Origin of the sequence: Halomonas sp. PA16-9, assembly GCF_009728585.1 — a bacterium.
Lineage (GTDB): Bacteria > Pseudomonadota > Gammaproteobacteria > Pseudomonadales > Halomonadaceae > Vreelandella > Vreelandella titanicae.
In genome coordinates this window covers 1,322,717-1,347,280 of the sequence record NZ_CP040452.1, presented here as the reverse complement: position 1 = coordinate 1,347,280, position 24,564 = coordinate 1,322,717, and the positions used below count along the sequence as shown (strand labels likewise).

Genomic DNA, 24,564 nt, shown 5'->3' with positions numbered 1-24,564 from the left:
TTGGGGGGTTAAACGATAGGCGCCACCAACAGCGCGGCACGGGCGCCCACCTCTACTTGTGCGTTAGGAAACACCACATGAAGGGGCGTATCGCCTACCCGAAACTCACCCGACTTACCGTCTTGGGCCAGCAGAGTGCCGGGCTCAAAGCGGCTGAAGTTGGCTGTGTCCTCGGCAAAACAGAGTGTAAAGTCCTGCGAGTGACGCATTAATTCGTGTTGAACCTGGAAAAACTGCATTTGCGTGGCGGGCTGATTGGGTGGCGTATGTCCTTCACTAAGCGCGGTGAGTAGTGTACGCATCGGTTGTAATGATGCCATATCGTTGTGGCCAAAAGGCGCTACCCGCCCTAGCTCAAAGGTAAATGCCTGAGCGGCGTGATAGTGCTTGCTGTAGTGGGAGAATGTCCAGCTGTGCTGATGTTGGTGCAGCACCGCCTGCATACCCGCCGCCGCCAGCCAGCCCCACTGCTCAGCATCGGTGGAGGATTCGGCAAAAGGCTCCACTACAAAACAGGGGTAGCGGCTATCCCGAATTGCGGTATGTAGGTCGTAGTGCAGTTTGGGGCGCCCGGCATGGCGGGCATAAAAACTATCCACCGCGGCCATTAATTGCCTGGCGCGATCTGGCTCCTCGCCCTTGACGGCTAGTTCGCGGCTAAACAGTCGGTTTAAATTGGTGGTAAGAAAACGCTGCTGCGCCTTAAGCGCGGGTAGGTTGCCTAAAATCACCAGCACAGGAGCGCCGAGCGATATACTGCCCGCTTCTACGCCGCTTAACCATTCACCCACCAGTTCAACCGGCGCGGTTTCATTGCCATGGATCGCCGCTGAAAAAATGCACGCGTGGGCGCCTTGGCTTACCGTGTTGGGGGTGAGCTCCAAAATACCAGGCGCATGCAAATGATAAGTGCCGCTGGCGAAGACGCCTTGTCTGGCGGTGGGGAGTTGCCCATCAAGCGACCAGTCGAGCCATTGGCCTAGCATTGTCGCTCCTCAGTTAACTGTTTTGAGTATCGTTGTCAGTATAAAAGCGAGCCTAGGTTTACCACGCTGGGCGTATGCCACAAGCCCGCAGGTCGTTCGCGTGTAAAAGCCTAGCGTATTCGTGAAAAAGCGTCTTCATGAAACACGCGGAAGCTGAAAAGTGGCTTTATTTAATCGCTAACAGCAAAAAACGCCCATGGGGTGCATGAGCGTTTTTCAATTTGTTCATCACGTTACGCTGAACGCTGGCGCTGCATTTCTTCCTGGTACTCGCTAGCAAGCGATGTCTTTTGTTTATCTTGCAGGCCACGGCCCGCCAGCTGGAAAACCTCTTGCTCTTCTTCATCCAGGTGGTGCGTGACTAAATCCTGGAGCTGTTTGGCGTGGGTCAACCAGTGAGTTGCACTGTAGTCAGTTTCATCAAGCAGTTCTAAAAGCTCATCAATTTCATGATGTTCGGCAACGCTATGGCGGGCTTTTTCCTGAGTCAGGTCGATTGACATCATTGGGATATAGAGCGCCCGCTCTTCGGCAGCGGCGTGATAATGCAGTTCTGCCCGTACCTGCTGATACAGTTTATCTCGCTCATCGCTGTCTCCATGTGTTTCAACTAAGCGGGCGAGCAGGTCGCGCTGAATATCGTGATCCTTGCGCAGGGCTTCAAAAATCGTCATTCCAGACTCCTTGGATACGTTTGATGTAGGCAAGTCAAAAGCTAGTGGTGGTTGGCGTAAAGTGCAAGATGGCGTTCGTCGATGAAATCGACGCCCACGGACGAAAACATTCGCTTTTTTCTATGCTTGAGTGCGCTATGTTGTGTTTACTACTTATTAGGCGACGCCCACTTTAGGCGACGCTCACTGCACTACTCATAACTTGCACTATTCATAAGTGAAGGAGATAGTAATGACAAAGGTACTGGTGCTTTATTATTCCATGTATGGCCATATCGATACGCTGGCTCAGGCCGTGGCAGAAGGCGCAAAGGGTGTGAGCGGTGTTGAGGTGGCGGTGAAACGCGTTCCTGAAACCATGCCTGAAGAGGCGTTCAAGAATGCAGGCGGTAAGCAGGATTACGACACGCCGGAAGCGACGCCTCAAGAGCTTGCCGATTACGATGCGATCATTTTCGGTACGCCCACCCGCTTTGGGAATATGGCCGGTCAAATGCGTACCTTCCTGGATCAGACCGGTGGCCTGTGGGCGAACGGTGCTCTGCGTGGCAAAGTCGCTAGCGTGTTCACTTCTACCGGTACTGGCGGCGGTGATGAGATGACCATTACCTCTACTTGGACCACACTTGCCCACCACGGTATGGTGATTGTGCCGATTGGTTACGGTCTCGAAGAGCAGTTTGATATTTCTAAAGTGAGCGGCGGTACGCCTTACGGCGCCGCAACCATTGCTGGTGGTGACGGCTCACGCCAACCTGACGAGCGTGAGCTGAAAATCGCCCGTTTCCAAGGCGAGTTGGTCGCAAAAACGGCGGCTAAACTGGCCAGTTAATTAGTTTACTAGCCAAGACATATACGAGTCAGCCAAGTAAAAGCCTCGCCGGATATATCCGGCGAGGCTTTTTTTGGGGTTGGGATATTGTGGCTGGGATTATAGTTTTACTATGCTCCGCGTGCCGCCGTGTAAATTGTGTAGACGGATTGACTGGCCGTCATAAATAGTCGATTGCGGCTCTTGCCCGCAAAACACACGTTCGAGCAGACTTCGGGTAGCAATACTCGGCCCAGCAAGGTGCCTTCCGGTGAGAAAACCACTACTCCGTCGATACCTTCACCACCATTGGCGCTTGACCAGATATTGCCATCCACGTCACAGGCCATGCCGTCGAAAATAGTGTCTTCGCTGGTCACGATAACTTGCCGGTCGCTGACACTGCGACCATCTTCACCCAGCGACCAGCGAATAATTCGCGCGGGTTCGTCGAAATGGGTGGGGGCACTGTCACTGGCGTAGAACCCTTCGCCATCCGGCGTTAATACAATACCGTTTGGCTTATAAATATCGTCGGTCAGCATGATGGGCTCATCCAGGCTGTCATCGACGTAATAGATGGCCGTTTCTAGCTCCAGGTCTCGTTTTTTGCCCTCGTAGTCGAAGTGAGCACCATAGCCTGGATCAGTGAAGATCACTCCACCCGAGGGCAGTGCCACCACGTCATTAGGGGCATTGAGCGGTTTGCCCTGATAGCGCTCTGCGAGCACCGTTGTGCTGCCGTCCCACTCGTAGCGTAAAACGCGTGAGGGATAGTGCTCGCAAGCAATTAGCCGCCCCTGATGATCGAAGGTATTACCGTTAGAGTGGCCGACATTGTCTCTCAATACGCTGACTTGACCAGTGGATTCGTCCCAGCGCATCTGCTTGGCACGAGGTATGTCGCTGAAAACAACATAACGACCTACGGCGTTCCATGCTGGCCCCTCTGTCCACAGACCTCCACTCCAGTGGCGTTCTAGAGGACTGTTAAAAATCATGTAATCACTAAAGCGGGAATCTTCGACTTTCCAGGCATCGATTGGGTATCGTTCCGGGGTGGAACCTTGTGAGCTCTGCAAAGCAAAAAGCTGGGCGATGTGCCAACAGCGGCCAGGGCGGCCGATGCCGAAAGGAACTGACGGCGTCCAAGTTTCATAGCATTGTCCTGATGGTTGTTTGTTGATGTTGTTATGAGCGAAGTGAAACTGATGTTTCTTCCACCCTCAGGGAAAATGTAGAACATAAGCGATTAAAAAACATACATTGGCTGCCCGGTTGGATTCAACCAGACAGCCAATCTTTATGCCATATGTGTGTCAGTGCGAAATAGCGTTGGCAATCGCCTTGCCTAGGCTTGCAGTGGTGCCTTCTCCACCCACATCGCGGGTAAGTACGGTGGCATCTTCCTCGCTTAATACTTCCTCAATGGCCGTGACCATCGCGTCACCGGCTTCTTTATAGCCGAGGTGCTCCAGCATCATGGCGCCTGACCAAATCTGACCGATAGGGTTGGCAATGCCTTTACCGGCGATATCCGGCGCGCTGCCGTGTACTGGCTCGAACAAGCTCGGAAAGTTGCCTTCGGGGTTGATGTTGGCTGAAGGGGCGATGCCTATCGTGCCGGTGCAGGCGGGACCGAGATCAGAAAGAATATCGCCAAACAGATTGCTGCCCACGACGACATCAAACCAATCCGGGTGGAGAACGAAGTTGGCGGTAAGAATATCGATATGAAATTTATCCACCGCGATTTCAGGGTAGCCCTTCGCCATTTCGACCACACGTTCATCCCAATACGGCATAGTGATTGAGATGCCGTTGGACTTGGTCGCGGAGGTGAGCTTTTTACGCGGGCGAGTTTGGGCCAGTTCAAAGGCGTATTTCAATACGCGGTCTACGCCGGTGCGGGTCATGACCGTGTCTTGAATGACCACTTCACGGTCGGTGCCTTCAAACATTTTGCCACCAACGCTTGAGTACTCGCCTTCAGTGTTCTCACGCACCACGTAAAAGTCGATATCGCCGGGTTTACGGCCTGCTAGCGGGCTTTTAATGCCGGGCATGAGCTTGCAGGGGCGCAGGTTGATGTACTGATCAAAGCGGCGCCGGAATTGCAGCAGTGAGCCCCACAGGGAAATATGGTCGGGGACTTTGTCGGGCCAGCCCACCGCGCCATAAAACAGCGCATCGAAGCCTTTTAACTGCTCAAACCAATCATCCGGCAGCATTTTGCCGTGTTCCAGGTAATAGTCGCAGCTGCCAAACTCAAAGGTGGTGAACTCAAGATCAAGATTAAAGCGCTTGGCGGTCGCTTCAAGAGCGCGGATGCCTTCAGGCATGACTTCGGTGCCGATGCCGTCACCGGCGATAATGGCAATACGGTGGGTCATAGTGGTTCCTTACCTTGTTAGTTACTTTTTATGCTTGTGAGTCGTGAGTCGTGAGTCGTGAGTCGTGAGTCGTGAATAGTAAATAGAGTGTAGCGGCTATTTTGGTGGAGATAATCAGGCTACTATTCAAGTTATTGTTGCGTTAAAGTGCAGAATGACTGAGGAGCGATATGGCGCACCTGGATGATTTGGCGTTTTTCAGCACTTGGCGCGGGCGGGAAGCCTGACGGGGACTGCTCGCGAGCTGGGGCTATCGCTCTCGGCGGTAAGCAAGCGGCTAAAACAATTGGAGGCGCGCCTGGGGGTAGAGCTAGCTGCTCGCACTACGCGGCGGTTGACGCTGACCGCAGAGGGTGAGCGCTACTTGGCCCGTGGCGCGCTGATTTTAGATGAGTTGGATGAGCTGGAAAATTCACTGGGTGAGGGAGTCGATCAGGCGCTTAGCGGACGTTTGCGGGTAAACGCCACTTTTGGCTTTGGGCGCCGCCATATTGCGCCACTGCTATCGCGCTTTTGTGCCGATCACCCCGAGGTGGAAGGGTGGTTGGAGTTAACCAATTTTCCGCTCAATCTGAGCGATCACGGCTTTGATATTGGTATTCGCGTGGGCGAGCCACCGGAGTCGCGCTTGGTCGCTCGGCGTATTCTGGCCAATCGGCGGGTGCTCTGCGCGTCGCCTGCTTACATTGCCCAGGCGCCGTCTTTGCAAGTACCGGCAGATTTACAGCAGCACGCTTGTTTGGTGATTCGCGAGAACGACAGTGATTTCCCCCTCTGGCGCTTTGAACAAGTCGCTCAGTCTGCCAAAGGACTGCCTGGGCAGACACAGTCGATAAAGGTCAGCGGTCGATTAGCCAGCAACGATGGAGAGGTCATTACCCGCCTGGCCTTGGACGGCCACGGTGTCATGCTGCGCTCCTGGTGGGACGTTAACGAGCACCTTGCCAGTGGCGCATTGGTAGCGCTGTTGCCAGGCTGGCAGGGGGTGCGGGCAGATTTTTATGCGGTGTTTGAACAACGTCGCCATGTGCCCGCCCGGCTGCGCGCTTTTATTGACTATGTTCAGCGAGAGATAGCGGGGCGGGTACCAATATTGCCTGAAGGGAGCTAATCAGAAGCTACTTATCGGCTAGGGCAAGCCTCGCCTTGGATAACATCAATCAGCTCTTCAGTAGCGAAATCCAGCTCGGCTGCCTGCTGGCGCAGACGGTCTTCTGTCGCACTATCCATTTCCTCTGTGCGTGAAAGTATCCACAGGTAGTCGCGGTTAGGGCCTGCCACCAACGCCCACTGGTACTCCTCATCCAGCTCAAGGACGTTATAGCCGCCGTAAAAGGGGCCAAAGAAGCTTACCTTTAAGCGCCCAACGCTTTCATCGTCAATAAAGTAGGCGCGGCCTTCAGCCTCATCCCACTCTTGTTCTTCAAGGTTGTAACCACGGTTGATTACTCGAACACCGCCATCATCGCGCAGGCTGTAAGTGGCGGTCACGCAATCAAGACCGCGTTCAAAGGAGTGATCCAGGCGGGCAATTTCGAACCACTGGCCCAGGTAGCGGTCTAGCTCAAAGTCTGTTACTGGCTGCGTGCCATCCGGAATGCCAGTGCAGCCGGTGAGTAGGGTCATACTAACGATGCTGCTTCCTAGCAGGGTTTTCATTAACGCGCTCCTTGGCGATGATTCGAGGGTGATCGACTATGGTTAGTGCTATCTGTTGCTATTTTGCCATACAGCAGGAGAAGGCGGTGATGGAGTGTTTTCGTTTACATAACAAATAAAGGAGTGTGTATGTGGTGCCAACAAGAGATTCATTTGCCCGAAATGGCGCGCGGCTTTCATTTGATTACGGATGATGTGGCCCGCGCACTGCCTTGTTTAAGTGACTGCCAGGCTGGCATGCTGCATTTACAGCTGATGCACACTTCAGCCTCGTTAACGCTCAATGAGAACACTGATCCGGATGTGCGCCACGATTTAGATGCTTTTCTGCGTCGACTGGTGCCCGAAGATTTACCCTATTTCCGCCACACCCTGGAAGGGCCTGATGATATGCCCGCCCATGTAGCCGCCAGCCTGCTGGGTACACAGCTTACGCTAGCGGTGCGCGATGGACGCCTGGCCTTAGGTACCTGGCAGGGCATATGGCTGGGAGAACACCGCAATCAGGCTGGGCCACGTCGATTACTGGCCACCCTAAACGGGTGTGAAGCGCGCTAGCTTGGCCCGCCACCTCGACTCAGCGTTGCTGTATAGTGGTTAATAACCTCATATTATCTTTGAAAAAGCGCTTTTAAATGCCACGACGCTCCTTTCTTCGCCTTTCCCGACAGCGCTGTTGCGGCTGTTCTTTTTTCTTAATCTTGCTCTGGTGGCTGGGCTAATTGCTCACCAAATTTGGTTGTATGTAGCAGAACCCAAATTTGAGTCGGTGCATACCCTTGAAGTGGCGAATATTCGCGAGGTGTTGAAGGAGCGAACCGACTATCGCTTTGCGGTGGTGGGCAATATCAATAACTCGGTGAGCGTGTTTCAAAAGGAGATTGTGCCGCTCATCAATCAGAGCGGCATCGATTTCCTGATTTCCGCTGGGAATGCCGTCAATAGTGGGCAGCAGGAGAGCTACCAGGCGATTTATCAGAGTCTGGAGCAGCTCAATGTCCCTTACTTACTCACCTACGGTGAAAATGAAGATAGCGATTTCGGTAGCTATCTGTTTTACGAATATTTTGGGCCGCACTTTTACTCGTTTGTAGCGGGCAATAGCCACTTTATCTTTCTTGACGGTACCGGCAAGTCCTCTACCTCCTGGCAGCTTGATTGGTTGGAGCGTGAGCTTACGGCCTCAGAAACACAGCATCGGTTTCTATTTGTTGGTTTGCCGCTGCACAACGTAGTGCGCGACGCGCCTCTGTTTGAAGCGGACAATTATCTCAATGATTCTCGCTTAGCCGATGGCATTATGGCGCTGGCAGAGGAACATGACGTTGACACCGTATTTTCCGCCAACTTAACGCTCTTTTCCCAGCAGACGATTAATGGCGTGGATTACGTGACCACCGGAGGCGCGGGAGGCATCCTCATCGATGCCGATAGCAGCTTTCACCACTACGTCATCGTCAATGTAGAGGGTGAGAATGTCGCTATTGCGCCGGTGCGATTAAATGTGGATAGCCCTGGCTGGTGGCGGATGGTGAGTAGTGTGGCTTCCACGGTGTATGCGTTTTTCTACGTTAGCTATACGCGGTTTTTGCTGATTGTGGGTATGTTGACGCTGCTCGCACTGCGCTTATATCGGCTAATTTTCGAAGATCGCGACTACTATCCTGATTTTGATATCGACCCAACGCCTTTCCTGGGTAAATCTCTGCGCGTAGCGATGATCTCTAATAACTACTTTCCTTTTGTATCGGGGGTATCGGTCTCGGTGGATCGCCTGCGCAATGGCTTATGCGATCTAGGCCACACCATCCAACTGTTAGTGCCGCGCTACCGAGAAACGTGGCAGGACGACAGTTCAATAAAACGCATCCCCACGCTAATGGCATTTGGGCAGAAGGGTGAGTTCCGGTTAACCAATCCGTTCAGTGCGCGTTTCCGCCGCTGCCTGCGTGGGTTTAAGCCGGATGTTATTCACGTTCATCATCCCTTTTGGCTCGGCTCCATGGGCCTGTTCATGGGGCGTCGGCTCAAGGTGCCGGTGATCTACACCTATCACACTCGCCTGGAGCACTATGCCCACTTTGTGCCGCTGCCCGGTGCGCTGTTTCGTAATTTGATTTCCCATACCCTGATTAAGCGTTTCTCTAATCGCTGCCAAGGAGTGATTGTGCCGACTTACTCCGCCGAGGAGTATCTGCGCATGATTGGAGTGAAAACTCCCTCGCTGGTGCAGCCCACAGGCATTGATGTGGCACGCTTTTCTCACGTTGAGGAGAGTGAGTTGGAAACGCTGCGCGAGCAATTAACTATCGACCCTGCAAGTAAAATATTGATCAGCGTCTCGCGGATTAGTAAGGAGAAAAACATTGGCTTTATGCTGGAGGCCCTCGCCGAACTTCAGTCACAGGGGCATGATGATCTTCATCTGCTACTGATTGGTGATGGTCCAGACCGGGAGGCGATTCAAAACCAAATCGATACTTTGAAATTGACCTCGCAGGTCACCCTGGTAGGTGCGGTGCCGCCGGAGCGCATGGCGCTTTATTACCATCTAGGCGATATATTTGTATTTGCTTCGACCTCAGAAACCCAGGGCATGGTGATTCTTGAAGCAATGTCGGCGGGATTGCCCGTTGTGGCGGTGCGTTCAAGCGGTATCGATGATGTGGTGCGCCAAGGGGTCAATGGGTTCAAAACACCGCAAAATCGTCAGGCCTGGGGGCAAAGGGTGGTTGAGTTAAAAGATAACGCTGAGCGACGCCGGGAGTTGGGTAAGCAGGCCAGCCACTTTGCTGAGGAGTTTGATATTGCCAACTTTGCCTCAGCGGTGGCGGGCTTTTACGCCGAAGTGCTGGCCAAATATCACTCGCCTTCGCGGTGAGGCTGTTTTTTTGCCGCTTGGCGGCGGTTAGCATAGCGTTTAAGGCCTATTAACAAGCTAACGCCAGCCGCTAGCCCGACAGCCGCTAAGATGATTTCTTTTGTCGAGGCCGCGGTGAACAGTGCGCCTAGCTGGCTGCCCAATAAGATCACCGCTGCCAGCCCCGTACGATGCCCAGGGTGGAGCCGATCATATAGTCGCGAAACTTAAGGTGAAAAGCGCCTGCCAGCATGTTGGTGAGCGTGAAGGGGGCGAGTGGCAGCAGGTTAATCACCGTCATGGTGCGAATGCCGCGCTTGGATAAGTAACCCGATAGGCCACGCAGATGACGCCCGCCATAACGCATAAGCGCCTCACGGCCTAACCAGTGGCCTACCCAGTAAGACACAATCGAGGAGGTCAATGTGCCTAGCGTGGCGTACACCAGCCCCCATATCGGGCCAAACAGTAAGCCAGTCACCACCACCAGTAGGCTAAGTGGAAACATCACCAGCAAGGCGCTGGCATAAGTGGCCATTACCGCAGCAAACATCCAGGGCGCGGTACGCCACTGGCGAATGTAAGCGATAAACTCGCTAAGGCGCGCCTGGGTGAGTAGGTCGTAGCGCTGCAGTACCTGCCACATGACGCCCAGCAGCACGACGATTACCAGCAGGCCTACGCCCTTACCCAATGTCCGCGACATGCCCACTCCCATCGGCTAAAAAAGCGCTAGCATACGCTAGCCGTCCGATGGGATGAAGACGCTTTTACATTAAGCGCAGTCGTTAATCAGCGGTGTCTTAGTTGTTGAGCTGGGCTTCAATGACCGGCCAAGCAGGATCGCCATCAGTGGTGGTGACGTCTGCCAGCATTGCTTCAATGCGTTCTGGGTGGTCGTTGATCCACTGTTCGGCGACGTCGGCAAGGTCTTGCTCTTCCTGGCCATACGCTTGGATCATCCAGCTCTGCTCTTCAGCCGAAAAGGTAAACTGCTCAAAGAAGGTCACTACGTTAGGAGTGGCTTCAGCGTAGCCACTGCGCAGCAGCGTCAACACATCGCTTTCACCATTGTTCTCACCGAACAGGTCTTCAGGATCTTCCAGGTAGCGCATGGGCAGTTCAAGGTTCATCCAGTGGGGCGTCCAGCCTACCCAGACAATCGGTTCCTCACGGGAGATGGCATCACGTGCAGCGGAAAGCATGCCCACTTCACTGGTATCGACTACCTGCCAGTCACCTAACCCCCAGGTGTCGTTGTCAATGGCATTGTGAAGAATCTCACTGGCAGCAGAGCCTGCGCCGAAGCCATAGATTTCACCCTCGAACTGTTCGCGATTCTCGTCTAGATCAGCAAAGCTCTGAATGCCACTCTCATACAGATATTCCGGCACCGCCAGGGTCATTTGCGCACCATCGACGTTATTCGCCACGTCAATCAGTACACCCGACTCCTTGCGGGGATTGAACATCTCACGCTGGGCGGGCAGCCAAGCCCCTAGAAAGGCGTCGATATCGCCGCTTTCGATACCCTGGTAAATCACTTGTAGGCCGATTTCCTGGGTGCTGGTTTCGTAGCCGAGTGGGTTTAATAGCTGTTCGGCGATGGCCGTTTTTACTGTAATGCCGGGCCAGGCGGGCACACCGAAATCGAGGGTTTGGTCGTCAGCGTGAGCCGCCGAGGCAAATAGCGCGGTAGTGGCGAGGGCAATGCCTGAGGCGAGAGGCTTGAGGTGTGTCATAGGATCTCCTTGCTAGGTTTTTGTCTAATAGGTGTTGTTGTTAAACAGTGATATTGAATACCGCTAAACGTTACGGGCCAGCACGCGGAGGCGTGAAGCCAGCATATCGCGGTCTAAATAGGTGCCCTGTAAATGGCGTGCGCCGCTGTTAGGGTCGAACTCGCGCCGTCCGTGGAGTACGCGACGATTATCAAAAGCGACCATTTGACCAGGGCGAAGGGTGAACTCTAGCTGGTGCGCTTCGCTGTGGAACAGCTTCCACAATAGAGCGTAGGCGCTGTACCAGGCGTCCATCTGCTCTACTGGTAGGTGAAGGGCATCGCGAATCCAGTTATTCAGGCGCATCTCAACCAGATTGCCTGCGCTATCCAGAGTGATCACCGGTGCCCGCATTGAAATATCGTGGGTTTCATCCTGAAAGCGAAAATCAATCGGTGTTTCGCTAAGAATCGTCAGCGCTTCTGGAGACTCCTGGCGCAGAGCTTCTACGACCCGAGCGCCATCAGCAAATAACGATTCGCCGCCGCTGGCACCGTTTTGCAGGCAGTAGAGCAACTGAATGTCTGGCGGTTGGCGCCAGTTGGGTAAATCGATATGCAATGGCAACCCTACCGCGGTATAAGCCGCGTTGTTGGGATTGGGTTTGGAGCGCACATCAAAGCGGGCGCCAAAGTTGGTGGCGCGCAGGGGGCCAATACGTTCAGCTAAGCGGCTTACTTCCTCTTCTACCAATGGGCCGTCGGTAATCAGTGCCAGCCCGTCGCGTAGCATGGCGGTTAGCCAGGCTTTCTCGCCTAGAGGGGTTAAAAAATCGCTATGGCTGATGTGCTCGGGAGTGAAGTTATCGACCCAAGGCTTAGCGTTGGGTACCGCAGAAGTCAGCTCGGCTTCCGGGCGGCGCTGGTAAAGCCAGCCGCTATGAAAGGCACTGATATGACCATCTTGCCATTGCAGGTGTAAGTGCCCATCTAGCAGAGCAACGCTGGGTGGCTCAGTGATGGGTTCAAGCGGCAGGTAGAGCCTTTCCCGGGTCTGCGGATGCCGGCAGGCCGGGCAGGCGCAGTGGTCGCGCAGCCAGAGCAGGGGCAGAGTGGTTTTTTGACCATCTAGCCACTCAAGGGCAATGCCATTGTGGGCAAGCGTCGCTTGAGTGAGTACCGGGCCCGCTTGATAAGGACTTAATTCGCCCATCTCAGGGGTGTTTGCATGGGGGGGCGTTAAGGTGGTCTCTGCTGTGCTGTTCATTAAAACTCCGATTCGCTCCCTCTGTGGCATTACGTAGGGGTGTGCGTTTGTGCCAACCAGGATGCGGAGTAGCCGCAGCAGTGACAAACGATTAATCTGACCCCTAAGACATCATTTAATTTATAGGTCTCTTTTTCATGAGCCAATTACCGCCATTGTTATGGCTACAAGCCTTTGAATCTGCGGCGCGTACCTTAAGCTTTACCGCTGCAGGCAATGAGCTTGGGGTTACCCAAGCGGCCATCAGCCAGCGCGTCAGGCTGCTGGAAGACCGGGTGGGGCAAAAGCTCTTTGTTCGTCATGCACGCAGCTTAACGCTTACCCCCGCTGGGCAGGCGTGGCTGCCGAGCATTCACGATGCGTTTGTGCGTATTAGTGAGGGCACCCTGGAGGTCTTTGGCAGCACCTCTGAGCAGCCAGTGACGCTGCGTGCCACGCCGGTTATTCAGCAGTCGTGGCTGGCGCCGCGTTTAATTGCCTTCCACCGGGCTCATCCCCAGGTGTCGATTCGTGTAGTAAGTGCTATCTGGCCCGATGACTTTGGCCCCGAAGGGGCGGATATCGAGATTCGCTATGGCAAAGGGGAGTGGACGGGCGTTGAAATGCAGCCGCTAGGCGAAGAGCAACTGCTGCCCGTTTGCTCGCAGGCGTTAGCGGACACGCTTACTGCGCCGAGCGATCTGGCTGGGCATACGCTGCTGCACGCTGTCGGTTTTGGCGTGGGGTGGCCGGGGTGGCTGCAGGAAGCGGGGGTTGCTCACCTGGAAGCGCAGTGCTGGTCGCTCACTTGCGATAACCAGGTGATGACACTGGCGCTTGCTAGCCAGGGCGGTGGCGTTGCGTTAACTCACCGACGCTTAATGGAGCAGCGTAGCGATTTGGTGGCGCCTTTTGAGCTCAGTGTGCCCAGCGATGAGCGCTTCTGGTTGGTTCGCCCTAGCCGGCGCCACGTTAGCGACGAATCCGAGCTGGTATGGCGGGGGCTTTGCGATTCAATGTGATAAGTGGTTATTGCTGTTTTAAAGTCTTTTCACCAATTTCCTTGCCATTTTGGTGCAGCCGTGAAAAATGATGCGCTTTCATTGTTTAAAAAGGCGTGATCTTCATGGACTTTACTCTCCCTCCGTTGCTGACATCGCTGGTGGATCGCGGCAACGGCTTGCTCTGGGGCAGCGTGCTGATTTATCTGCTGATTGGCGCGGGTCTCTATTTTACTGTGATGACACGCGGTATTCAGCTGCGCTATTTCGGCCATATGTTTAAGCTGCTGGGCAGCTCCCGACAATCAAACGGCGGTATCTCTTCGTTTCAAGCGCTCTCAACCAGTCTGGCGGCCCGAGTCGGTACCGGTAACCTGGCGGGTGTCGCGGTGGCTATTTATTTTGGTGGCCCTGGGGCCATTTTCTGGATGTGGATGACCGCAATGGTTGGGATGGCGACCAGTTTTGTGGAGTCCACCCTGGCTCAGGCGTACAAAACAGACCACGGCGACAACACCTTCCGCGGCGGCCCTGCGCGTTATATTGAGCGTGGTTTGGGCTTGCGCTGGCTGGCTGTGCTGTTCTCTATCTGTTTGATCATTGCCTTTGGGTTAGCGTTCAACAGCGTTCAGGCCAACTCTATCGCCCAGGCCATGGAACAGGCGTTCGCCATTCCCACCTGGGCCATGGGGTTAGTTTTGATGGCTGTTGTGGCGCCGATCATCTTCGGCGGTTTGAAGTCGATTGCCAAGGTGGCTGAACTGGTGGTTCCGCTCATGGCGCTGCTCTACTTAATTCTGGCGCTGGTGGTAGTCGGGTTGAATATCAGTGACTTGCCCGCAGCGATCATGACCATTGTGCGCAGTGCATTTGGCTTTGAGCAGGCGGCCGGTGGGGCAGTAGGCTACGCGGTATCCCAGGCGATTATGAACGGCATTCAGCGCGGGCTGTTTTCCAATGAAGCGGGGATGGGCTCGGCGCCCAATGCTGCGGCTACGGCCTCTACGCGGCCAGATCATCCTGCTGCCCAGGGCTTTATTCAGATGCTCGGGGTGTTTCTGGATACGCTGGTGATTTGCACAGCCACGGCGGCGATCATCATTATGGCGGGGCCGGAGCTGATGGCGGGCGATGAGAACAACGGCATTCAGTTGACCCAAATGGCGCTTTCCAGCCATGTGGGCGATTGGGGCGGTATGTTTATCGCGGTGGCGATTCTGCTGTTTGCGTTTACCTCGGTGATTGCCAACTACTCCTACGGCGAGTCAAACATTGAGTACCTGGCCGGGCGCCGCGCCCCGGTTGCCGTGTTTATTTACCGCTTAGCGGTGCTGGCGATGATTATGATTGGTTCGGTGGCAAGCCTGGGGGCGATTTGGAACTTCGCCGACCTCTCTATGGGTATGATGGCTATTATTAACCTGGTCGCTATTCTGCTTCTCTCGCCAGTAGCTTTCGCACTCTTCCGCGACTACGAAGCGCAGTTGAAAGCGGGCAAAGAGCCTGTGTTTGATCCCAGCCTTTTTCCCAAGCTGGTTAATAAAGTCGATCCCAAGGCCTGGCCCAAGAAGTAATCAAGCTTAAGAAAACGAGCTATAGCCATTTAAACCACTAGCTGTGCCCCGCTTCGCATTTTGCGTCGCGGGGCTTTTTATTTTATTGGCCGTCGCATGATTCGATTTAATCGAATATAAGTCGGAAAACGTTGCGCTTTTGATTATTGGAAAGCGCCGTAGAATAGCTTCCAATCCTTCCCTGTACATTTTGGAGCTTTCAATGACGACTCGTGCCCTGGTAATTACCTCTTCTATTCTGGCTGAAAACGGCCAATCCATTGCGTTGGCTAATCGCTTTATCGAGCAGGCGAGCGCCCGCAACGATGTAAACGTTACTCAGCGTGACGTGGTGAAAACCTCGCTCTCTCACCTGGATATTAGCGAACTGGGGGCTTGGCAGGTGGCGGCCGCAGAGCGTACCGCTGAGCAGCAGGCGTTAGCCGCGCGCTCGGACGAACTGCTGACTGAGCTGCGCACCAATGATGTGCTGGTCATTGCGGTACCGATGTACAACCTGGGTATTCCTTCACAGCTGAAGGCGTGGTTTGACCGTGTTCTGCGTGCAGGTGAAACGTTCCGCTATACCGAAAACGGCCCGCAAGGGTTGGTAGAAGGCAAGCGAGCGATTATTCTGGCAGCGCGGGGTGGTCAGTACGCGGGTACGGAATTTGACAGCCAAACACCACACCTGAAAGCCATGCTGGGGCTGATGGGAATTAAAGAGGTTGACGTGGTCTATGCTGAAGGGCTGAATTTGGGTGAGCAGCAGCGCGAAGCTGCAATAAAAGAAGCTTTCCAAGCGATCGATCAACTGGTTGAGGGGCTTTAAGCACATTCAGAAGCGCCCTCAAGAAATAAAAGGATAGTCACATGGCTCGGCCGGAATTACTCGAACAGATTTACACTATTGTCGATCAAATTCCGCCGGGCCGGGTGACGACCTATGGCCGCATTGCCGCCATGACCGAAGGTGCCACGCCGCGCATGGTAGGTTCGGCAATGCGCCACCTACCGGATGGTCACCAGTTGCCTTGGCATCGCGTGATCGCATCGTCTTTGAAGCTTGCCGATCACGGCGGCGCCGAACGCCAGCACCGCAAATTACGCGATGAGGGGGTGTTGTTCGATGCCAAAGGACGAGTGCCCGCGCACCTTGTTTGGCCTGATTAACCGTTTAAGGCACTTTTAGAAACGATAATGCCGCCCAACTTGGGCGGCATTATCGTATTTACGAATGCTTTTGATGAATGCGTATCTGTGACGGGCGTTGGTGATGCGCTTTACACCTCACTCCTCACATTTAACGCCTCACTTTTTCCCCGCATTTAACCCCTCAATCCTCCAAATTAGCACCCGATTTCCACGACCAGTCGCGCCAGCGTAGGTCAAACAGATCCTTGCGGCGGTCTTTAAGGTTGGTCACCGAACCTTCGGCACGTACTACCGTTAGGCGAGTGAGGTCCAAGTCCGAGAAGAAGATCATCTCGGTGTTGGGTGTGGTTTCCGCCAGTACCGCATCGTGGGGGAACGCGAAGTCAGACGGCGAGAACACCGCTGATTGGGCGTACTGGATATCCAGGTTTTCAATCGAAGGCAGGTTGCCAACGCTGCCGCAGAGCACCACGTAGCACTCGTTTTCAATCGCCCGCGCCTGACTGCAGTGGCGCACGCGCAGGTAACCGTTTTTGGTGTCGGTCCAGAAGGGCACAAACAGAATGTCCATATCCTGGTCGGCCAGTAGTCGGCCCAGTTCCGGAAACTCCACGTCGTAGCAGATCAGGATGCCCACGCGGCCAGCGTCGGTATCGAACACCTGTAGCTCATCGCCGCCCTCGATCACCCAGTCGCGACGCTCTTGAGGTGTAATATGCAGCTTGGCCTGGCGCTCAACGGTGCCGTCACGGTGGAAGAGGTAGGCGATATTGTAGAGTCGGTCATCGTCACCTACTTCAATCATCGAGCCGCCGACAATATTGATATTGTAGGAGACCGCCATACGCGACAGTTCAGACTTAAAGCGCTCGGTGAAACCGGCCAAAAAGCGAATCGCGCCCATTTGATCCTGCTGGGCGGCGCGGTCTTGGAGGCCCATCAACGGCGCGTTGAATAGCTCAGGGAAAACGGCAAAGTCACTTTGATAGTCGGAGAGCGCGTCTACGAAGTACTCGATCTGCTGAAGCGCGGCTTCCACCGATGAAAACTCACGCATCTGCCACTGCACCGCACCCACCCGTACTTGGGTCGGTTTGTTGTCGAGCACACTGGCAGCGGGCTCAAACAAAATGTTGTTCCACTCCAACAGGGTGGCGTAACCGCGAGACTGCTCATCTTCAGGCAGGTATTTGCGCAGTAGGCGCTTTACCTGAAAATCGTTGGCCTGCTGGAAAGAGAGAATCGGGTCGTAGATCTCTTTGCGCGAGACTTTATCAATGTATTGGGCAGGCGTGAGTTCATCGGCGTGCTGGTGATACTCAGGAATACGCCCACCGGCTAAAATCGCCCGTAGGTTCATTGAGCGACATAGCTCTTTACGCGCTTCGTAAAGGCGGCGGCCCAGGCGATAACCGCGGTAATCTGGGTGAATCAGCACATCCAGCCCGTACATGGCGTCGCCATCCTCGTCATTGAGGATGATCTCGCGATGGCCAATCAGGTCATCGTACTTATGCGGGTTGGAAAATTCGTCGTAATCCACCTGAACGGTGAGTGCTACGCCCACCAGAAGGCCATCGTCTTCAATCGCGATTTGGCCGTCGGGGAATTCCTGAATTAATTTGTCAATGGTGCGCTTTGGCCATGCTCCGCCGATATCGTGATAGACGGCGTCCATCAATGCCTTGAGCTGATCGTAGTCATCGCTCATTAGGTTGCGCAGATTAAGATGCAGTTCTTCCAGGGACATATCAGGGCTTCCCAGCGTTAGAAATCGACGGCCATTCTAGCATTATCGGGCGCTGCTCGGCTTATCCGAGGTTAAACCACGTGCTAACGGGCGTGTCAGCGTTTGCGCCATAATGACACCCGCCAGTATCAGCAGCCCACCGGTAAAGTGGAACCCTGCCACTTGTTCACCCAAGAAGGCCATCGCAATCAGTGCGCTAAACAGTGGCATTAGGTTGATGAAAATACTCGATTGATTGGCACCGATCTGGCGAACCGCGCGCATCCACAAAAAGGTGGTGATGATCGAGGCAGGAATGCCCGCGTAGACAATCAGGCCGATATTCTGACTATCAATAGGTGTCATTGGCCCCATCAAATAAGGCGGTAACAAGAACAGCACCGCAAAACAGACCTGGGCGTAAAGCATGACCCAGGGCGGTAAATTCATCGACCAGCGTTTGAGCATCACCCCATATAGCGCGTAGCAAGTGGCTGCTACCACCATCAGCGCATCACCAAGGGCAACCTCTAGCTGTAGCAGCGAGAGCGGATTACCACGCCCTAGCAGAACGGTAACCCCCACGAAGGCCAGCACGCCGCCCACAATGCCGCCCAGGGTCGGCGGCTCGCGAAGAATCAGCGCGCTCAGCAGTACCGTTAACAACGGCACCATGGCGGCGAGAATCCCCATGTTGGTAGCGGTCGTCGTTTCTGCCGCCACATAGGCCAGCCCTTGCCATAGGCCCATGCCGAGTAGTCCAAGCAGCGCTAGCTTAGGCCACTGGCGGCGAATTTCGTCGCGGTGGCGTAACGCTGCAGGGAGTACAAACGGGGTCATCACCGCAAGGGCAAGCAGCCAGCGTAAAAAAGCGATACTGCTTGGCGCGATGGCGCCTACGCTAAGCTGATTAATGGTCATATTGCCCGACCAGATAAGCACGGTGGCGAGTGGCGGCAAAAAATACATCAAGGGCATAGCAACGGTTCCTTATCGTTAGCCGGGTAATGTGACGCGAATTTGCACACTGGGCAAGGGGGAGAACGGCAAACCTGGCAATATTCAGATAGGTAAAGGTCTGTACGTTGCGGCGAGTATGTCATACGCTTGTTTGAATGCGTTTTAACACTGTTACTAATAATACCAAGGAGTACCGTGATGACCCGTGCGCCCGCCTATCCGCACCTTTTCCGCCCGCTGACCATTGGCCATTTGACGCTGCCCAACCGCGTTTTGATGGGCTCTATGCATACCAATTTGGAAGAGGCGCCCAATGGCTTTGAACGCTTAGCGGCATTTTATGCCGAGCGTGCGCGGGAGGGGGTTAGCCTGATCGTCACCGGCGGTATTGCCCCTAATGCGGAAGGCGCCGTATTCCAGGGCGCCCACGCGCTCGTTGATGAGGCGCAGTTGCCAGAACACCGCCAGGTGGCAGACGCGGTGCATGCTGAGGGCGGTCATCTGTGCATGCAGATTCTTCATGCCGGGCGCTACGCCTACTCGCCGGATTTGGTAGCACCTTCGGCTATCCAGGCGCCGATCAATCCCTTTATGCCTAGAGCACTTTCTAGCGATGAGGTTGAGCAACAAATTGCTGACTACGTTCGCTGCGCAAGCTTAGCCAAACAGGCGGGCTACGATGGCGTTGAGATCATGGGGTCAGAAGGTTATCTGATCAATCAGTTTATCTGTCAGCGTACCAACCAGCGTGACGATGAGTGGGGCGGGGCGTTTGAAAACCGGATGCGTTTTGCCGTTGAGATCGTGCGCCGTGTTCGCGAAGCGGTGGGTGAACGATTTGTGATTATCTTCCGCCTCTCGATGATTGATTTGGTCGAAGAGGGCAGCACCTGGGAAGAGGTCGTCACGCTGGGCCAGGCGGTCGAAGCCGCCGGGGCAAATGTGATCAATACCGGTATTGGTTGGCACGAAGCCCGGGTGCCCACCATTGTGACCAGCGTGCCCCGGGCCGCCTTTACCGAGGTGACTCGGCGGATCAAGTCGGCGCTGTCAATTCCGTTGATTACCACCAACCGCATCAATATGCCTGAGGTCGCCGAGCGTGTACTGGCGGCGGGCCATGCAGATATGGTTTCCATGGCGCGGCCTTTCCTGGCGGATCCCGCCTGGGTACGCAAAGCCGAAGAGGGCCTGGCGGAAGAGATCAATACCTGTATCGCCTGTAACCAAGCCTGCCTGGATCACACCTTTGCCGGAAAGCTGACCTCATGCCTAGTTAACCCCCGTGCCTGTCATGAAACCGAGCTTTTGATAGAGCCCGCGCAAACCCCTAAACGCGTTGCAGTGGTGGGCGGTGGGCCAGCGGGCCTGGCAACGGCCGTGACAGCCGCTAGCCGCGGCCATAGCGTGGTGCTGTTCGAACAGCGCAGTGAGCTGGGCGGGCAGTTTAACTACGCGCGTAAGATTCCTGGCAAAGAGGAGTTTAACGAAACCCTGCGCTACTACCGGGTGATGCTGGAGAAATATGCGGTAGAAGTACGTCTAAATACTACGGCAAGCGCAGAAACCCTCGCCGATTTCGATGAGGTGGTCATGGCCACCGGCGTTAAACCCCGGGAACTCAATCTTCCAGGTCACGACCACGGCAAGGTGTTGAGCTACGCCGAAGCGATTGAATCTCCCGAGCGTGTTGGGCGTAAAGTAGCGGTGATTGGCGCGGGAGGTATTGGTTTTGATGTCTCCGAACTGCTGGCACACCAAGGCCATCCTACGTTGGACATTGCCGAATGGTGCGACGAGTGGGGCGTTGATTTAGCAGTGGGCGAGCGGGGCGGTTTAAAAGCGCCGACGGCGCCCGTGGTTCCCCGTGAGATTGTCATGCTCCAGCGTAAAACCTCCAAGCCCGGCAAGTATCTGGGGAAAACCACCGGTTGGGTTCACCGCGCATCGCTTAAGCAGCGGGGGGTGAAAACCCTCACCGGCTGCGAATACCTCAAAATCGACGACGAAGGGCTGCATATTCGCCGCGATGGCGTTGACCAAGTACTTGCCGTGGATAGCGTGGTGGTATGCGCCGGGCAGGAGTCAGTGCGTGATCTGCTGGCGCCGCTGGAGCGTTCGCGGGCGGCGGTACATATAATCGGCGGCGCGGATGAAGCCAGCGAGCTGGATGCCAAGCGGGCAATTGAGCAGGGCACTCGATTGGCCGCTAGCCTATAGGCTGGATAGAGTAAATTTCATAAATCCTCATTCACCATGTTCGAGGGCAGATTGAAGCGAGGGTCTTTCGCCATGGATGGCGAAAGTAGCGTCCATGGACGGATTCACAGCGCCCTCGCGGAAACCTGCCCTCGGCCACCGACGTGTCCCGAGATAGTTCTGTGTAGGTGAGTTGAGCGGGTGACGTTAGCCCATAAATGGCGATAGACTAAATGACTAATCTAGTTATTAAGAATAGCTAGATATTAAAGGCGCGAGTGGCACCCAGCTCGCGCCGTTCGATCGCCAGATAAAAGGACTGTCGTCATGACCTCGGAGTGTAGCCCGCGTTTTTTAGCCAGTGATAACACCTCCGGTATCTGCCCGGAGGCGATGGAATATCTACTAGAAGCCAATCGTTGCGATGACTTGGCCTACGGTAACGATCTCTGGACAGCCCGTGCCGCGGATCGCTTTCGCGAGATGTTTGACTACGACTGCGATGTCTTCTTCGTTTTCAACGGCACCGCCGCTAACTCCCTGGCACTCTCTGCAATGGGACGCAGCTACCACAGCGTTATTTGCCACGAGCTGGCGCATATCGAAACCGACGAGTGCGGCGGTCCAGAGTTCTTCTCTAACGGAGCGAAGCTGCTGACCTCTCCGGGTGCCAATGGCAAGCTAACTCCGGAAGGCATTGAGGCGCTGGTCACCAAGCGCAGCGATATTCACTACCCAAAACCTAAAGTGGTATCGCTCACGCAAGCCACCGAAGTGGGCACGCTCTACTCACGGGAAGAGCTCATGGCTATTCGCGCCATTGCTGATAAACATGACTTGCGCCTGCACATGGACGGCGCCCGCTTTGCCAACGCTTGCGCCAGCCTAAATGCCACTCCGGCAGAAATTACCTGGCAGGTGGGAGTGGATGCGCTGTGTTTTTCGGGTACCAAAAACGGCTTAGCGTTTGGCGAAGCGATTCTGTTCTTTAACCGCGAATTAGCTGAGGATTTTTCCTACCGCTGCAAGCAGGCAGGGCAGTTGGCTTCCAAGATGCGCTTTGTCTCAGCACCCTGGTTAGGGCTACTAGAAAGCGGTGCCTGGTTAACTAACGCACAGCACGCCAACGAGATGGCGCGCTACCTATCGGAAGGGCTGCAAGCGCTACCCGGCGTATCGCTCATGTTCCCTACCCAAGCCAATAGCGTGTTCGTTGAATTGCCGCCCCACGCTATTGAAGCGTTGAAAGCTAAAGGCTGGACCTTCTATACCTTTATTGGCGCAGGTGGCGCGCGTTTTGTATGTGCGTGGAACACCACCGTTGAATTGCTGGATGGTCTATTGGCCGATATTAGCGCGGTACTTGAGCGTTAAAGCCGTCAGTTACTCTCTTTTTTGCCGCTGTTGGGCGCTTTTGACCTAGTGATGTCGCTGCCTAAAGCAGCGACATCACTGCTTTAGCGCTTTGCGTTTATTTGAGATGCTTGGACTAACGCAACTATTCGTCTGAATAATTCTCTTATCTATATCGCTGCTGCGTTGAAGGTTTTAGTCATCACTTTTTGCTAATGCTGACTACGCTAAAAAAGCGACACCTCGTTTGGCACGCCGTTGCGTAACATTTGGCTTGACGGTGACTGCCTGGGGATGGGCCACAGGAGAGTTTCATGAGCATCTTTGATCACGTTCAAGACCGTTTTTCCCGCGTTCAGCAAGAGGACATGAGCCTGGAGGAGTATCTGGCGCTTTGTCGCCGTGATCCGAAGGTTTATGCCAGCGCCGCCGAGCGCATGCTGGAAGCCGTAGGCGAGCCTGAAGTGATCGACACGGCGAAAGACCCGCGTCTATCACGTATTTTTTCCAATAAAGTGATTCGTCGCTATCCAGCCTTTGCCGAGTTTCACGGTATGGAGGAGGCCATTGAGCAAATCGTCTCCTACTTCCGCCATGCGGCTCAAGGGCTTGAAGAGCGCAAACAGATTCTCTATCTGCTTGGCCCTGTGGGCGGCGGTAAGTCGTCGCTGGCAGAGCGTCTTAAGCTGCTGATGGAGCGGATTCCGTTCTATGCCATTAAAGGCTCGCCGGTCTACGAGTCGCCGCTTGGCTTGTTCTCACCCGAAGAGGACGGCGAACTGCTCGAGAAAGAGTACGGTATCCCACAGCGCTATTTGCGCAGCGTAATGTCGCCCTGGGCGGCAAAACGGCTGAATGAGTACGGCGGCGATATCTCTCAGTTCCGGGTAGTGCGTTTGTACCCATCACGGCTTAACCAGATCGCTATTTCCAAAACCGAGCCAGGGGATGAGAACAACCAGGATATCTCGTCGCTGGTGGGTAAAGTCGATATTCGCCAATTGGAGCTTTACTCCCAGGATGATCCGGATGCCTACAGCTTCTCCGGCGGTTTATGCCGTGCTAACCAGGGGCTGATGGAGTTTGTGGAGATGTTCAAAGCGCCGATCAAGGTGCTGCATCCACTGCTTACCGCGACGCAAGAGGGTAATTACAACCCCACCGAAGGCATGGGGGCGATTCCCTTTGATGGCGTGATCCTGGCCCACTCCAACGAGTCGGAATGGCAGGCGTTTCGCAATAACCGCAATAACGAAGCGTTCCTTGACCGGGTTTATATCGTCAAGGTGCCTTATTGTTTGCGGGTTACCGAAGAGATCAAGATCTATCAAAAACTGCTCGAAGACTCCTCGCTTAACGCCGCGCCCTGCGCACCGGACACGCTGCGCATGCTGGCCCAGTTCTCGGTACTGTCACGGCTAAAAGCGCCGGAAAACTCCAATATTTACTCGAAAATGCGCGTTTACGACGGTGAGAATCTGAAAGACACACGACCCTCGCGCCAAGTCGATTCAGGAGTACCGCGACGCCGCAGGCGTTGACGAGGGTATGCAGGGTCTCTCCACCCGCTTTGCATTCAAGATTCTTTCTAAGGTATTTAACTTCGACAGCACCGAGGTGGCCGCTAACCCAGTCCATTTACTTTATGTGCTTGAGCAGGCGTTGGAGCGTGAGCAGCTGCCATCGGAAGTGTTTGAGCGCTACTTGGGCTTTATCAAAGAATATATGGCGCCTCGTTACGTGGACTTTATTGGTAAGGAGATCCAGACCGCTTACCTCGAATCCTACAGCGAGTATGGCCAGAATATCTTTGACCGCTATGTGACCTACGCAGATTTCTGGATTCAGGATCAAGAGTATCGTGATCATGAGACCGGTGAGTTGCTAGACCGCCAGGCGCTCAACGAAGAGCTGGAGAAAATCGAAAAACCCGCGGTATCTCGAATCCCAAAGACTTCCGCCACGAGGTGGTCAATTTTGTGCTGCGGGCGCGGGCGCAAAACAACGGTATGAACCCGAGCTGGCAGTCCTATGAAAAGCTCAAGGGCGTTATCGAGCACAAAATGTTCGCCAATACCGAAGAGCTATTGCCGGTGATTTCGTTCAATGCCAAGGCTTCTCGCTCGGATCAGAAAAAGCACGAAGACTTTGTGGCGCGGATGGTCGATCGCGGCTACACCGAAAAACAGGTGCGGTTGCTATCCGAGTGGTATCTGCGCGTGCGCAAGTCCCAGTAATGGATGGTGTGCTTAAGATGAGCGTTTA

At 54.6% G+C, this 24,564-nt stretch carries 20 protein-coding genes and 2 pseudogenes; 12 read left to right on the top strand and 10 right to left on the bottom strand.

The window, feature by feature from the left end:
• Positions 1-8 precede the first annotated feature (8 nt).
• On the bottom strand, positions 9-986 hold the full coding sequence (locus FDY98_RS22580) for a succinylglutamate desuccinylase (protein ID WP_027960126.1): 978 nt from the start codon (positions 984-986) through the stop codon (positions 9-11).
• Positions 987-1,219: 233 nt separating this feature from the next.
• Entirely contained in the window at positions 1,220-1,660 is a 441-nt protein-coding gene (locus tag FDY98_RS22575) for a hemerythrin domain-containing protein (RefSeq protein WP_022522700.1), read from the bottom strand.
• Positions 1,661-1,892: 232 nt separating this feature from the next.
• Between FDY98_RS22575 and wrbA the strand changes: the two genes are divergently transcribed.
• Positions 1,893-2,492 (top strand): NAD(P)H:quinone oxidoreductase, encoded by a 600-nt coding sequence (wrbA, locus tag FDY98_RS22570; protein WP_022522701.1) that lies wholly within the window; start codon positions 1,893-1,895, stop codon positions 2,490-2,492.
• A 110-nt stretch (positions 2,493-2,602) separates the two neighbouring features.
• Here wrbA and FDY98_RS22565 read toward each other — a convergent pair whose 3' ends face one another.
• Both FDY98_RS22565 and FDY98_RS22560 read right to left on the bottom strand, forming a co-directional pair.
• Complete coding sequence (locus tag FDY98_RS22565; protein WP_442907980.1) at positions 2,603-3,553, bottom strand: SMP-30/gluconolactonase/LRE family protein; 951 nt, start codon at positions 3,551-3,553, stop codon at positions 2,603-2,605.
• Between the two features lie 237 nt (positions 3,554-3,790).
• Positions 3,791-4,864, bottom strand: a complete 1,074-nt coding sequence (locus FDY98_RS22560; protein ID WP_027960128.1) for a tartrate dehydrogenase — start codon at positions 4,862-4,864, stop codon at positions 3,791-3,793.
• Between the two features lie 170 nt (positions 4,865-5,034).
• Between FDY98_RS22560 and FDY98_RS22555 the strand changes: the two are divergent.
• Positions 5,035-5,975: pseudogene (locus FDY98_RS22555) on the top strand (LysR family transcriptional regulator).
• A gap of 11 nt (positions 5,976-5,986) precedes the next feature.
• Here FDY98_RS22555 and FDY98_RS22550 read toward each other — a convergent pair.
• The gene (locus FDY98_RS22550) at positions 5,987-6,523 is read right to left on the bottom strand and encodes a lipocalin family protein (RefSeq protein WP_027960129.1); all 537 of its coding nucleotides are present in this window, start codon (positions 6,521-6,523) and stop codon (positions 5,987-5,989) included.
• Positions 6,524-6,652: 129 nt separating this feature from the next.
• Here FDY98_RS22550 and FDY98_RS22545 point away from each other — a divergent pair, with 129 nt between their 5' ends.
• Entirely contained in the window at positions 6,653-7,081 is a 429-nt protein-coding gene (locus FDY98_RS22545) for a secondary thiamine-phosphate synthase enzyme YjbQ (protein WP_022522705.1), read from the top strand.
• Positions 7,082-7,199: 118 nt separating this feature from the next.
• Entirely contained in the window at positions 7,200-9,404 is a 2,205-nt protein-coding gene (locus tag FDY98_RS22540; RefSeq protein ID WP_340146944.1) for a glycosyltransferase, read from the top strand.
• Positions 9,405-9,552: 148 nt separating this feature from the next.
• Here the strand turns inward: FDY98_RS22540 and FDY98_RS22535 are convergent, their stop codons facing one another.
• The 3 genes from FDY98_RS22535 to FDY98_RS22525 form a co-directional block, all read right to left on the bottom strand.
• Entirely contained in the window at positions 9,553-10,089 is a 537-nt protein-coding gene (locus FDY98_RS22535; RefSeq protein ID WP_340146943.1) for a TVP38/TMEM64 family protein, read from the bottom strand.
• Between the two features lie 97 nt (positions 10,090-10,186).
• A complete protein-coding gene (locus FDY98_RS22530; RefSeq protein ID WP_027960132.1) occupies positions 10,187-11,125 on the bottom strand; it encodes an ABC transporter substrate-binding protein in 939 nt (312 codons plus the stop codon).
• 63 nt (positions 11,126-11,188) lie between these two features.
• The gene (locus FDY98_RS22525) at positions 11,189-12,370 is read right to left on the bottom strand and encodes a TauD/TfdA family dioxygenase (RefSeq protein WP_035538803.1); all 1,182 of its coding nucleotides are present in this window, start codon (positions 12,368-12,370) and stop codon (positions 11,189-11,191) included.
• A gap of 137 nt (positions 12,371-12,507) precedes the next feature.
• On the opposite strand from FDY98_RS22525, the gene FDY98_RS22520 reads away from it, so the two are divergent.
• The 4 genes from FDY98_RS22520 (at position 12,508) to FDY98_RS22505 (ending at position 16,076) form a co-directional block, all read left to right on the top strand.
• Positions 12,508-13,371, top strand: coding sequence for a LysR substrate-binding domain-containing protein (locus FDY98_RS22520; RefSeq protein WP_022522709.1), 864 nt, complete (start codon positions 12,508-12,510; stop codon positions 13,369-13,371).
• A 104-nt stretch (positions 13,372-13,475) separates the two neighbouring features.
• On the top strand, positions 13,476-14,924 hold the full coding sequence (locus tag FDY98_RS22515) for an alanine/glycine:cation symporter family protein (RefSeq protein WP_022522710.1): 1,449 nt from the start codon (positions 13,476-13,478) through the stop codon (positions 14,922-14,924).
• Between the two features lie 202 nt (positions 14,925-15,126).
• Positions 15,127-15,735, top strand: a complete 609-nt coding sequence (locus tag FDY98_RS22510) for an FMN-dependent NADH-azoreductase (RefSeq protein WP_027960134.1) — start codon at positions 15,127-15,129, stop codon at positions 15,733-15,735.
• A gap of 41 nt (positions 15,736-15,776) precedes the next feature.
• The gene (locus FDY98_RS22505; protein ID WP_022522712.1) at positions 15,777-16,076 is read left to right on the top strand and encodes an MGMT family protein; all 300 of its coding nucleotides are present in this window, start codon (positions 15,777-15,779) and stop codon (positions 16,074-16,076) included.
• A gap of 163 nt (positions 16,077-16,239) precedes the next feature.
• Here the strand turns inward: FDY98_RS22505 and FDY98_RS22500 are convergent, their stop codons facing one another.
• Both FDY98_RS22500 and FDY98_RS22495 read right to left on the bottom strand, forming a co-directional pair.
• Positions 16,240-17,808 (bottom strand): bifunctional GNAT family N-acetyltransferase/carbon-nitrogen hydrolase family protein, encoded by a 1,569-nt coding sequence (locus FDY98_RS22500; RefSeq protein ID WP_027960135.1) that lies wholly within the window; start codon positions 17,806-17,808, stop codon positions 16,240-16,242.
• A gap of 42 nt (positions 17,809-17,850) precedes the next feature.
• Positions 17,851-18,765 carry a DMT family transporter gene (locus FDY98_RS22495; protein WP_009287651.1) on the bottom strand — a complete coding sequence of 305 codons (915 nt, stop codon included), beginning with the start codon at positions 18,763-18,765 and terminating at the stop codon, positions 17,851-17,853.
• A 180-nt stretch (positions 18,766-18,945) separates the two neighbouring features.
• Between FDY98_RS22495 and FDY98_RS22490 the strand changes: the two genes are divergently transcribed.
• The 4 genes and pseudogenes from FDY98_RS22490 to FDY98_RS29805 all read left to right on the top strand — a co-directional run bounded on the left by FDY98_RS22490 (position 18,946) and on the right by FDY98_RS29805 (position 24,536).
• Complete coding sequence (locus FDY98_RS22490) at positions 18,946-20,967, top strand: NADPH-dependent 2,4-dienoyl-CoA reductase (RefSeq protein WP_027960136.1); 2,022 nt, start codon at positions 18,946-18,948, stop codon at positions 20,965-20,967.
• A 306-nt stretch (positions 20,968-21,273) separates the two neighbouring features.
• A complete protein-coding gene (locus FDY98_RS22485; protein WP_027960137.1) occupies positions 21,274-22,320 on the top strand; it encodes a threonine aldolase family protein in 1,047 nt (348 codons plus the stop codon).
• A 293-nt stretch (positions 22,321-22,613) separates the two neighbouring features.
• Entirely contained in the window at positions 22,614-23,840 is a 1,227-nt protein-coding gene (locus tag FDY98_RS29810; protein ID WP_442907979.1) for a PrkA family serine protein kinase, read from the top strand.
• A 7-nt stretch (positions 23,841-23,847) separates the two neighbouring features.
• Positions 23,848-24,536: pseudogene (locus FDY98_RS29805) on the top strand (hypothetical protein).
• Positions 24,537-24,564 lie beyond the last annotated feature (28 nt).

What these genes read in the sequence shown, in the direction of transcription:
- FDY98_RS22580 (WP_027960126.1), bottom strand. Translation starts at nt 986, where the DNA reads ATGCTAGGCCAATGGCTCGACTGGTCGCTTGATGGGCAACTCCCCACC.
- FDY98_RS22575 (WP_022522700.1), bottom strand. Translation starts at nt 1,660, where the DNA reads ATGACGATTTTTGAAGCCCTGCGCAAGGATCACGATATTCAGCGCGAC.
- wrbA (WP_022522701.1), top strand. Translation starts at nt 1,893, where the DNA reads ATGACAAAGGTACTGGTGCTTTATTATTCCATGTATGGCCATATCGAT.
- FDY98_RS22560 (WP_027960128.1), bottom strand. Translation starts at nt 4,864, where the DNA reads ATGACCCACCGTATTGCCATTATCGCCGGTGACGGCATCGGCACCGAA.
- FDY98_RS22550 (WP_027960129.1), bottom strand. Translation starts at nt 6,523, where the DNA reads ATGAAAACCCTGCTAGGAAGCAGCATCGTTAGTATGACCCTACTCACC.
- FDY98_RS22545 (WP_022522705.1), top strand. Translation starts at nt 6,653, where the DNA reads ATGTGGTGCCAACAAGAGATTCATTTGCCCGAAATGGCGCGCGGCTTT.
- FDY98_RS22535 (WP_340146943.1), bottom strand. Translation starts at nt 10,089, where the DNA reads ATGTCGCGGACATTGGGTAAGGGCGTAGGCCTGCTGGTAATCGTCGTG.
- FDY98_RS22530 (WP_027960132.1), bottom strand. Translation starts at nt 11,125, where the DNA reads ATGACACACCTCAAGCCTCTCGCCTCAGGCATTGCCCTCGCCACTACC.
- FDY98_RS22525 (WP_035538803.1), bottom strand. Translation starts at nt 12,370, where the DNA reads ATGAACAGCACAGCAGAGACCACCTTAACGCCCCCCCATGCAAACACC.
- FDY98_RS22520 (WP_022522709.1), top strand. Translation starts at nt 12,508, where the DNA reads ATGAGCCAATTACCGCCATTGTTATGGCTACAAGCCTTTGAATCTGCG.
- FDY98_RS22515 (WP_022522710.1), top strand. Translation starts at nt 13,476, where the DNA reads ATGGACTTTACTCTCCCTCCGTTGCTGACATCGCTGGTGGATCGCGGC.
- FDY98_RS22510 (WP_027960134.1), top strand. Translation starts at nt 15,127, where the DNA reads ATGACGACTCGTGCCCTGGTAATTACCTCTTCTATTCTGGCTGAAAAC.
- FDY98_RS22505 (WP_022522712.1), top strand. Translation starts at nt 15,777, where the DNA reads ATGGCTCGGCCGGAATTACTCGAACAGATTTACACTATTGTCGATCAA.
- FDY98_RS22500 (WP_027960135.1), bottom strand. Translation starts at nt 17,808, where the DNA reads ATGTCCCTGGAAGAACTGCATCTTAATCTGCGCAACCTAATGAGCGAT.
- FDY98_RS22495 (WP_009287651.1), bottom strand. Translation starts at nt 18,765, where the DNA reads ATGCCCTTGATGTATTTTTTGCCGCCACTCGCCACCGTGCTTATCTGG.
- FDY98_RS22490 (WP_027960136.1), top strand. Translation starts at nt 18,946, where the DNA reads ATGACCCGTGCGCCCGCCTATCCGCACCTTTTCCGCCCGCTGACCATT.
- FDY98_RS22485 (WP_027960137.1), top strand. Translation starts at nt 21,274, where the DNA reads ATGACCTCGGAGTGTAGCCCGCGTTTTTTAGCCAGTGATAACACCTCC.
- FDY98_RS29810 (WP_442907979.1), top strand. Translation starts at nt 22,614, where the DNA reads ATGAGCATCTTTGATCACGTTCAAGACCGTTTTTCCCGCGTTCAGCAA.